The following is an 8,754-nucleotide window of genomic DNA, read 5'->3' as shown; positions in this document are numbered from 1 at the left end:
CGCGGCTTCCACCGCCGCGTTCAGCGCCAGGATGTTGGTCTGGAACGCGATCCCGTCGATCACGCCGATGATGTCGCTGATCTTCTTGCTGCTGTGGTTGATCTCGTCCATCGTCGTGACCACCTGGCCCACCACCTCGCCCCCGCGCACCGCGATCTGCGCCGCGCTCGCCGCCAGCTGGTTCGCCTGCCTGGCCGCATCGGCGCTCTGGCGCACCGTGCTCGTGAGCTGCTCCATGCTCGCCGCCGTCTCCTGCAGGTTGCTCGCCGCCTGCTCCGTGCGCGCGCTCAGGTCCTGGTTGCCCGTGGCAATCTCCACCGACGCCGTGTTGATGCTGTCCGTCGCGCTGCGCAGCTCGCGCATCATGCCGAGGAAGCGCTGGCGCATGGTCTCGACCTCCCGCACCAGCCGGCCAATCTCGTCGCTGCGGTCGGACCGGAAGGTCTGGCTCAGGTCGCCCTGTGCCACGGTGGTGACCGCCGACGTCAGCTGGGCCAGCGGATCGCTCACGTTGCGGCGCACCAGCAGGTACAGGCCCACGCCGAGGACGGCCGTGGCCAGGGCCAGCATGCCCCACAGGCTGTACATCGTGCGCCAGAAGCTGGCCATGGCTTCGGTGTCGGACACCTCGGCCACCACCCACCAGCCCGACTCGGACTGGCGCTTGACGGCCCAGGGGCGGTCGATGGCGCTGTTGAACAGCGGCACCGCCGCCGGCACAAAGGCCTCCGGCGACGCCCGCATGTCATCCAGCATCGCCGCGGCGTCGGGGCTCACGGCCAGCACCTTCTTGCCGGCGGCCGTGGGGTGCGAGACGAACACCGCGTCTTCGTTCGAGCTGCCGGGGTTGATCACATACGTCCCGCCGCTCTGGAAGAAGCGCGCCTCTTCCACCAGCTTGTCCAGCGCAGACTGGAAGTCCGCCATGTCGAAGCCGATGAACAGGATGCCGACCACCTTGCCGGCGTCGTCCTTCAAGGCTTCGTAGTGCGTCATGTAGGGCTTGCCGAACAGCACGGCACGGCCCGTGAAGGTCTTGCCTTCGAGCATCAGCGGGTAGGCCCGGCTCTTGCGATCCAGCATCGTGCCCATGGCGCGCTCGCCGTTTTCCTTCTTCAGCGAGGTGCTGATGCGCTCGAAGTCGTCGCCCTTGCGCATGAAGATCGTCGCCGCGCCGCCGCTGGTGCGCGCGAAGGTGTCGACCTCGGAGAAGTCGTTGTTGAGCAGCATGCCCCAGCCCTTGAGCATGCCGGCCTGTGCATCCAGCTCGAACTTGTCGGCGAACTTCTGGCGGAACGGTTTGTAGGCCCGGTCCGTCATCAGGCGCGCAGTGGCGTCGAAGGCGTCGATCGACTCGCCCACGGACACGACCTTGTCGCCCGTCCACTGGACCATGCGCTCGCGCGAGGATTTTTCCGCCATGACGGACATGGCACCACTGATCAGGACCAGCACCGCGGACAGCAAAGCCACGGCGAGCAGGGCGACGCGGCGCGCCACCGAGCTCTGTCGGTTGTCGGTTTGTCTCATCTTCCGGGACTCCTCGTCGCGGCCCACGCCGCTGCCTTGTTATTGAAGGGCTTGGGCGCTGTCCATCAAGCCCATGTCGCTGCCGGACATGAGGGCTTCGATGTCCATCAGGATCAACATGCGCTCGCCCACGCTGGCGATGCCGGTGATGAAGCTGGTGTTGACGTTGGTGTTCATCTCGGGCGCGGGCTTGATCAGGTCGCCGGCGAGTTCGAGCACGTCCGAGACGGAATCGACCACCGCACCCACCACGCGACCGTGCACGTTGAGCACGATCACCACGGTGAAGCCGTTGTATTCCACCTTCTCGCAGCCGAGTTTGATGCGCAGGTCCACCACCGGCACGATCACGCCGCGCAGGTTGACCACGCCCTTGATGAACGCGGGCGCGTTGGCGATGCGGGTGGGTTCTTCGTAGGAACGGATCTCCTGCACGCGCAGGATGTCGATGCCGTACTCCTCGCCGCCCAGGCGGAAGGTCAGGAATTCGGCGCTGGCGGCTTGTGCGGCGGCAGCCCTGGCACTGTCGTGGCGGGCAAGGTGGGTGGCTTCGTTGCGCATGTCCATGGATCGGGTCCTCAGTTAACGGTTGGTCACAGGAATATCGGCCAGCACGGCGGCGGCTGAAGTCGGAAATAGGCCGACAAACCCGCCCCAATCACCGCCCGCAGCGCACATCGAATACCAAAGTACGCACAACAGCCCCCGCGGCCACGCAGGGTTTGTCCCTAAGGCGTCGGTGGCACCCGCCCCGGTCTGGTAACTTGGGGCGATGAACGACCACACCCTTCCCGGCCCGCAGCACCTGGCGGCCACCCGCTGGATCGAAACCGACCACCCCGCCGTCCAGGCCTTCGCCCGCGAACACGCCCGCGGCGAGACACCACGCGAACAAGCGGTGTCGCTGTACCTCGCGGTGCGCGACCAGTTGCGCTACGACCCCTACCGCATCGACATGTCCGACGCCGGCATGAGCGCGAGCCGGGCGCTGGAACAGGGCTACGGCTGGTGCGTGCCCAAGGCCGTGCTGCTGGCCGCGGTGTGCCGCGCCGCGGGCATCCCCGCGCGTCTGGGCTTTGCCGACGTGCGCAACCACCTCTCGACCGAGCGCATGCGCAACACCATGAAGACCGACGTCTTCGTCTGGCACGGCTACACCTCGCTGTGGATCGACGGCGCCTGGCGCAAGGCCACGCCGGCTTTCAACATCGAGCTGTGCGAGAAGTTCGGCCTGTTGCCGCTGGAGTTCGACGGCGAGACCGATTCGATCTACCACCCCTTCGACCGCGAAGGCCGCCAGCACATGGAGTACGTGAAGGAGCACGGCACCTTCGACGACCTGCCCCTGGCGCACATGCGCACCGTGTTCAGCGAGGTCTATCCCGAGATGCCGACCGATGCCCGGGCGGTCGAAGGCGACTTCGGCACCGACGCCGCGCGGGAAGCGGCGCGCGCCGCCTGAACCTGTTCAGCTGGAGAAGCGGAACACGGCCGTGCTGGCCATGAGGTTGGGCAGCACGCGGACCTCGCGGCCTTCCTGCAGGCCGAAGCTGTCTTCGATGGTCAGGCCATTGCGCCGCGCCAGCACCTCGAAGTCGGCGTGCGTGCCGACGCGGATGTTGGGCGTGTCGTACCACTGGTAAGGCAGGCGCTTGGTGACCGGCATGCGGCCCTGCAGCACGTGCAGGCGGTTGGGCCAGTGGGCGAAATTGGGAAACGCGACCACGCCCAGGCGGCCCACGCGCGCGGTCTCGCGCAACATGGTTTCGGCATTGCGCAGGTGTTGCAGGGTGTCGATCTGCAGCACCACGTCGAACGCGTTGTCGCCGAACATGGTCAGACCGTCTTCCAGGTTGAGCTGCAGGACGTTGACGCCACGCCGCATGCAGGCGAGCACCTTGGCGTCGTCGATTTCCACGCCATAGCCCGTGCAGCCGCGCGAGGACTGGAGATGGGCCAGCAGGGCGCCGTCGCCGCAGCCCAGATCGAGCACCCGCGAGCCCGGCGGCACGAGGCGGGCAATCGCGTCCATCAGAGGTTTCTCGCTCATGCCTTGCCTCCCGCGATGGTCTGTTCAAAATAGGCGCGCACCGCCTGCAGGTAGCGCGGATCGTCGAGCAGGAAAGCGTCGTGGCCGTGCGGTGCGTCGATCTCGGCGTAGCTCACGTCCCGCTGGTTGTCGAGCAGGGCCTTGACGATCTCGCGGCTGCGCGCCGGGGAGAAGCGCCAGTCCGTGGTGAAACTCACCAGGAAGAAACGGGCGCGGGCCCGCGCCAGCGCGGCCGTGAGGTTGCCGTCGAACTCGCGCGCAGGGTCGAAGTAGTCCAGCGCGCGGGTGATCAGCAGGTAGGTGTTGGCGTCGAAGTACTCGCTGAACTTGTCGCCCTGGTAGCGCAGGTAGCTCTCGATCTGGAACTCCACCTCCTGCGTGGAGTAGCGGTAGGCCTGTTCGGCCGCCGCCGCGGGGTTGCCGGGATCGATCGAACGCAGGCTGCGCCCGAACTTCTCGTTCATCACGTCGTCGCTCAGGTAGGTGATGTGGCCGATCATGCGGGCGATGCGAAGGCCCCGGCGCGGCAGCGTGCCCTCGCGCAGGTAGTGGCCGTCGTGGAAATCGGGATCGGTCACGATGGCGCGGCGCGCCACCTCGTTGAAGGCGATGTTCTCGGCGGTCAGGTTGGGCGCACTGGCCACCACCACCGCGTGGCGCACGCGCTCGGGGTACTGCAGGGTCCAGCTCAGGGTCTGCATGCCGCCCAGGCTGCCGCCCATCACCGCCGCCAGCGTCTGGATGCCCATCGCGTCGAGCAGGCGGGCCTGTGCATCCACCCAGTCCTCCACGGTGACCACCGGGAAATCCGCGCCCCAGGGCGTGCCGGTGGCCGGGTTGGTGTGGGTCGGGCCGGTGGAGCCGAAACACGAACCCAGGTTGTTGACGCCGATGACGAAATAGCGGTCGGTATCGACCGGCTTGCCCGGGCCGATCATGTTGTTCCACCAGCCCTCGCTGCGCGCCAGCGGCTGGCCGTTCTCGTCGGCGTGCCAGCCCGCGACGTGGTGCGAGGCGTTGAGCGCGTGGCAGATCAGCACCGCATTGGAGCGATCGGCATTGAGCGTGCCATAGGTTTCCACCACCAGCTCGTAGGCCGGCAGGGTGGCACCGGAGCGCAAAGGCAGCGGCTCGGAGAAGTGGAAGGTCTGGGGCGTGACGATCAAGGCCTTGTCCTGCGGGCGGCGTCCGCCCAATAAAAAAACCCGGTGCCGCCAAGAGCGAGACCGGGAATCTCCCCTTTAGCGGCATTTTTAAAGCGCCCGCAATCTGGAACAAATCGGCGCTGGGCAGCAGTATAGAGGGATCTGCCAACTCCCGGTTGGCACCGCCCGCCAGACGGGTTTTCCCGCTATGGGGACCGCCTGTTGTAGCCGCGCATCGGCGTTTTGGTGCCTTTGCACATCCTGAAAAATAGTTAGTATTTGCGGGACATTCAGCGCATAATCCCTCGGCGAGCGTGGAGAACGCTCGTTTTGACAAGTGATCGGTTGGTTTCGCGCGCTACAGGTTTTGTGTGCTAACGGGGCTCCATCGCTATTTTTCTCTGTGTTACTAGGAGTCCCAACCATGGGCAACAAACTGTACGTGGGCAATCTGCCTTACACCGTGCGCGACGAAGACCTGCAACAAGCTTTCAGCGCCTATGGTTCTGTCAACAGCGCCAAGGTCATGATGGAACGCGAAACGGGTCGCTCCAAGGGCTTCGGCTTTGTGGAAATGGGCAGCGATGCCGAAGCGCAATCCGCGATCGAAGGCATGAACGGCCAATCGCTGGGCGGTCGCAGCCTGGTGGTCAATGAAGCCCGTCCGATGGAAGCCCGTCCGCCCCGCAGCGGTGGTGGTGGCTTCGGCGGCGGCCGCAGTGGCGGCGGTGGCTTCGGCGGCGGCGGTGGTGGCGAAGGCGGTTTCCGCAGCCCCTACGGCGGCGGTGGCCGTCGTGAAGGCGGTGGCGGTGGTGGCCGCGGCGGTTACTGATCGCCCGCACCTGTCGGCCTGAACCGGCGCCTGGCGCCGGTCGACACGACAACAAAGCCCTGTGGCCTGCGCCTCAGGGCTTTTTTCATGGCTTCAGCCTGTGGCGTCCCGTTCGCCCTGGCGGTGCTTGCGCGGGCGACCGGCGAACAGGCGGTCGAACAAGGCGTTGGGCAGCAAGCGCAGCAGTTTGGCCACCACCCCCATCTGCCAGGGGATGACGCGGTAGCTCGTCCCAGCGCCGATGGCGTTGTAAGCACGGTCGGCGAAGGTCTCTGCCGTCAACAGGAACGGCATGCTGTAGCGGTTCTGGCGCGTCAGCGGCGTGTCCACATACCCCGGCAGCAAGGTGACCACCGCCACCCCGCTCCCGCGCAACTCGCCGCGCAGGCTCTCGCAGTAGGCCACCACCGCGGCCTTGCTGGCGCAATACGCGCCGTGCCCCGGCAGGCCCCGGATGGCGGCCACGCTGCCGATGCCCACGAGTGCGCCGCTGCCGCGCGCGGTCATGGCCGCGACGAAGGGGTGGAAGGTGGCGGCCACGCCCGTGTTGTTGGTGGCGAAGGTGCGCGCCATGACGTCGATGTCGGCCCGGTCGCCGGTGTCCATGCCGATGCTGACACCGGCGTTGGCGATGACGACGTCGGGCACGCCCTGCGCGGCCAGGCAGGCCTGGCCGGCGGCGACGATGCTGTCGATGTCGGCCACGTCGGCACCGTAGACGCGGCAACGCCCGGCATCGAAGCCCTGCGCCACGGCCCAGGCCTGCATGTCCTCGGTGCGGCGCGCGACCAGCGCGAGCCGGTAGCCGGCCTGCGCAAACCGGGCGGCGAGGGCCTGGCCGATGCCGCTGGACGCACCGGTGATGAACACCAGCGGGCTGGAGGCGGAGGGCGTCGTTGGGGTCATGGGCAGAAGTGGGGATGGAGCGCTCAACGCGGCGCGAGCTGCACTTTCACACGGCCCTTGAAGAGCGCGACCTGGTCCTCGCCGGTGTAGTCCAGGGTGTCGGCGACCAGCCGGTCGCTGCCGCGCAGCAGCGTAACCGGCTGGTCGGAGACGATGCGGTCGGGCTCCAGGTACACATGCAGGAACTCGCCCCGAAATTCCAGCCGGGGCTGGGGCTTGCCATTCAGGTCGTTGCCCGCCTCGCGCACGATCACCGCGTCGCCCCGGAGCACGAACTCGGTGTTGTCGCCATTGGTGGTCACCAGCCGCGCACTGGCCAGGGTGGGCAGGCCCTGGTCGCCGATGTGGCGGATGCGCGCGTCGTCGATCTCGACCATGTCGGTGGCGGGGTAGTGGCGCGCCTCCACGCCCTTGACCTCGGTCTTGAGCGTGCCTTTGGCGTCGAAGGCCTTGACCGAGAAGCGGCGCATGAAATAGTCGGGCTCGGTGCTCACCGGGCGCTCGGGCTCGACCGATTCCGGGGCCGGTGTGGCGCGCAGCAACCAGTAGGAGGCCAGCGCGAGCAAGCCCATGAGCAGCACCGGCAGGTAGATCGAGAGGCTGTCCAGCAGCTTGCGCTTGCGGCGCGGCGCGCGCGGGATATCGATCGTCTGGTCGACGGTGTCGAAGAAATCGAGCGGATCGGACGTGCTCACCGCGCGGCCGCCTCCAGTTCGCGGGCGTAGGCGCCGTGGGCCACCAGCAGCAGGTCGCACAGCTCCCGCACGGCACCCGCCCCGGGCTGGCGCTCGGTGACATGGTGCGCCACGGCCAGCACCTCGGCGTGCGCAGTGGGGGGCGCGGCGGCCAGCGCAGCGCGGCGCAGCAGGGGCAGGTCGGGCCAGTCGTCACCCATGGCGGCGGCCGCGCTCCAGTCCAGGCCGAGTTCGGCCAGGATGGCCTCGGCCGCCGGGGCCTTGTCTTCGGTGCCCAGGCGCGCGTGCACCACGCCCAGCGCCGACAGGCGCAGGCGCAGAGCCGCGGAGTCGCGCCCGCTCACCACGGCGGGCGTGATGCCGGCGCGCTTGAGCATCTGCAGGCCCAGACCGTCGAGCGTGTGAAAGCGTTTGAGGGTCTCGCCGGCCTCACTGAAGTACAGGCTGCCGTCGGTCAGCACGCCGTCCACGTCGAAGAACACCACGCGCACGGGCTGGGCGCGCAGCAGCAGGGCGGGCGAGAAACTCAACACCGGTCGCAGGGGTTCCACGTTCAGATCACCTTTGCGCGCATGAGGTCGTTGCTGTTGAGCGCGCCCTGAAGGCGGCCGGCGCCGTCCACCACCAGCACGCTGGTGATGCGGTTGGCCTCCATGAGGCCGGCGGCTTCCACTGCCAGCGCCTCGGGGCGCACGGTGCGCGGTTGGGCGTGCATCACATCGCGCGCCACCAGGGTGCGCAGGTCGGCGCCGCTGCCGGTCTTCTCGATCAGGCGGCGCAGGTCGCCGTCGGTGAAGATGCCCACGACGCGCTCGTCCGCATCCACGACGGCGGTCATGCCCAGGCCCTTGGCGCTGATCTCGCGCATGAGGTCCATGAGGCCAGCGTCCGGGCTCACGCGCGGCGCCTCGACGCCGGTGCGCATGACGTCGCTCACATGGGTGAGCAACTTGCGCCCGAGCGCGCCCCCGGGATGCGAGCGGGCGAAGTCGTCGGCCTTGAAGCCGCGCGCGTCGAGCAGGGCGACGGCCAGCGCGTCGCCGAGCGCGAGCTGGGCGGTGGTGCTGGCCGTGGGAGCCAGGTTGTGCGGGCAGGCCTCCTTGTCGACCGAGGCGTCGAGCACCACGTCGGCGTGGCGGCCCAGCGTGGAGTCGGGCCGGCCGGTGATGGCCAGCAGCGGCACGCCCATGCGCTTGATGAGCGGCAGGATGGCGGTGAGCTCTTCGCTTTCACCGCTGTTGCTGATGCCCAGCACCACGTCGGCGCTGGTGATCATGCCCAGGTCGCCATGGCTGGCCTCGGCCGGGTGAACGAACATGGCAGGCGTGCCGGTGGAAGCCAGGGTGGCGGCGATCTTGCGACCGATGTGGCCGCTCTTGCCCATGCCCATGACGACCACGCGCCCGGCAATGCCCAGCACCTGCTCGATGGCCTGGGCGAAGGAAGCATCCAGTCGCTGCGCGACGGCGGTCACCGCCTGCGCCTCGATGCTCAGGGTCTCCTGTGCCAGGGCCAGGGCCCGGGCAGGGTCAAAGGAAGAGGGCAGGGTCATGGCGCAATTATCGCCGCCGGCCCGTCTCCACGTGGGTGACCACC

At 68.0% G+C, this 8,754-nt stretch carries 10 protein-coding genes and 1 riboswitch; of the genes, 2 read left to right on the top strand and 8 right to left on the bottom strand.

Annotated features, from left to right (window positions below; genetic code table 11):
* Together AC07ZS_RS24390 and AC07ZS_RS24385 are read right to left on the bottom strand one after the other, a co-directional pair.
* The coding region (locus AC07ZS_RS24390; RefSeq protein ID WP_494801112.1) for a Cache 3/Cache 2 fusion domain-containing protein at positions 1 to 1,530 on the bottom strand (1,530 nt) is incomplete at its 3' end.
* Between the two features lie 39 nt (positions 1,531 to 1,569).
* Positions 1,570 to 2,097, bottom strand: coding sequence for a chemotaxis protein CheW (locus AC07ZS_RS24385; RefSeq protein WP_494801111.1), 528 nt, complete (start codon positions 2,095 to 2,097; stop codon positions 1,570 to 1,572).
* A gap of 205 nt (positions 2,098 to 2,302) precedes the next feature.
* On the opposite strand from AC07ZS_RS24385, the gene AC07ZS_RS24380 reads away from it, so the two are divergent.
* Entirely contained in the window at positions 2,303 to 2,992 is a 690-nt protein-coding gene (locus AC07ZS_RS24380; RefSeq protein WP_494801110.1) for a transglutaminase-like domain-containing protein, read from the top strand.
* 6 nt (positions 2,993 to 2,998) lie between these two features.
* Here AC07ZS_RS24380 and metW read toward each other — a convergent pair whose 3' ends face one another.
* Both metW and metX read right to left on the bottom strand, forming a co-directional pair.
* Complete coding sequence (gene metW / locus AC07ZS_RS24375) at positions 2,999 to 3,580, bottom strand: methionine biosynthesis protein MetW (protein WP_494801109.1); 582 nt, start codon at positions 3,578 to 3,580, stop codon at positions 2,999 to 3,001.
* Positions 3,577 to 4,746 carry a homoserine O-succinyltransferase MetX gene (gene metX / locus AC07ZS_RS24370; RefSeq protein WP_494801108.1) on the bottom strand — a complete coding sequence of 390 codons (1,170 nt, stop codon included), beginning with the start codon at positions 4,744 to 4,746 and terminating at the stop codon, positions 3,577 to 3,579. The genes metW and metX overlap by 4 nt, the downstream gene beginning before the upstream one ends.
* A 54-nt stretch (positions 4,747 to 4,800) precedes the next feature.
* Positions 4,801 to 4,876: riboswitch (SAM riboswitch) on the bottom strand.
* 273 nt (positions 4,877 to 5,149) lie between these two features.
* Between metX and rbp the strand changes: the two genes are divergently transcribed.
* On the top strand, positions 5,150 to 5,557 hold the full coding sequence (gene rbp, locus AC07ZS_RS24365; RefSeq protein ID WP_291125455.1) for an RNA-binding regulator: 408 nt from the start codon (positions 5,150 to 5,152) through the stop codon (positions 5,555 to 5,557).
* A 93-nt stretch (positions 5,558 to 5,650) separates the two neighbouring features.
* Here the strand turns inward: rbp and AC07ZS_RS24360 are convergent, their stop codons facing one another.
* From AC07ZS_RS24360 to AC07ZS_RS24345, 4 genes are read right to left on the bottom strand one after another with little or no spacing between them, the layout of a single operon-like run.
* The gene (locus tag AC07ZS_RS24360) at positions 5,651 to 6,463 is read right to left on the bottom strand and encodes an SDR family oxidoreductase (RefSeq protein ID WP_494801107.1); all 813 of its coding nucleotides are present in this window, start codon (positions 6,461 to 6,463) and stop codon (positions 5,651 to 5,653) included.
* 23 nt (positions 6,464 to 6,486) lie between these two features.
* A complete protein-coding gene (gene lptC / locus AC07ZS_RS24355; protein WP_494801106.1) occupies positions 6,487 to 7,158 on the bottom strand; it encodes an LPS export ABC transporter periplasmic protein LptC in 672 nt (223 codons plus the stop codon).
* Positions 7,155 to 7,700, bottom strand: a complete 546-nt coding sequence (locus AC07ZS_RS24350; RefSeq protein WP_494801113.1) for a KdsC family phosphatase — start codon at positions 7,698 to 7,700, stop codon at positions 7,155 to 7,157. The genes lptC and AC07ZS_RS24350 overlap by 4 nt, the downstream gene beginning before the upstream one ends.
* Positions 7,701 to 7,711: 11 nt before the next feature.
* Positions 7,712 to 8,710: a KpsF/GutQ family sugar-phosphate isomerase gene (locus AC07ZS_RS24345; protein ID WP_494801105.1), complete on the bottom strand. Its 999-nt coding sequence runs from the start codon at positions 8,708 to 8,710 to the stop codon at positions 7,712 to 7,714.
* Between the last annotated feature and the right edge of the window lie 44 nt (positions 8,711 to 8,754).

Source organism: Hydrogenophaga sp. GW456-12-10-14-TSB4 (assembly GCF_059424305.1).
This window is presented reverse-complemented; position numbering and strand designations above follow the sequence as displayed.

What these genes read in the sequence shown, in the direction of transcription:
- AC07ZS_RS24345 (WP_494801105.1), bottom strand. Translation starts at nt 8,710, where the DNA reads ATGACCCTGCCCTCTTCCTTTGACCCTGCCCGGGCCCTGGCCCTGGCA.
- AC07ZS_RS24380 (WP_494801110.1), top strand. Translation starts at nt 2,303, where the DNA reads ATGAACGACCACACCCTTCCCGGCCCGCAGCACCTGGCGGCCACCCGC.
- rbp (WP_291125455.1), top strand. Translation starts at nt 5,150, where the DNA reads ATGGGCAACAAACTGTACGTGGGCAATCTGCCTTACACCGTGCGCGAC.
- metW (WP_494801109.1), bottom strand. Translation starts at nt 3,580, where the DNA reads ATGAGCGAGAAACCTCTGATGGACGCGATTGCCCGCCTCGTGCCGCCG.
- AC07ZS_RS24385 (WP_494801111.1), bottom strand. Translation starts at nt 2,097, where the DNA reads ATGGACATGCGCAACGAAGCCACCCACCTTGCCCGCCACGACAGTGCC.
- AC07ZS_RS24360 (WP_494801107.1), bottom strand. Translation starts at nt 6,463, where the DNA reads ATGACCCCAACGACGCCCTCCGCCTCCAGCCCGCTGGTGTTCATCACC.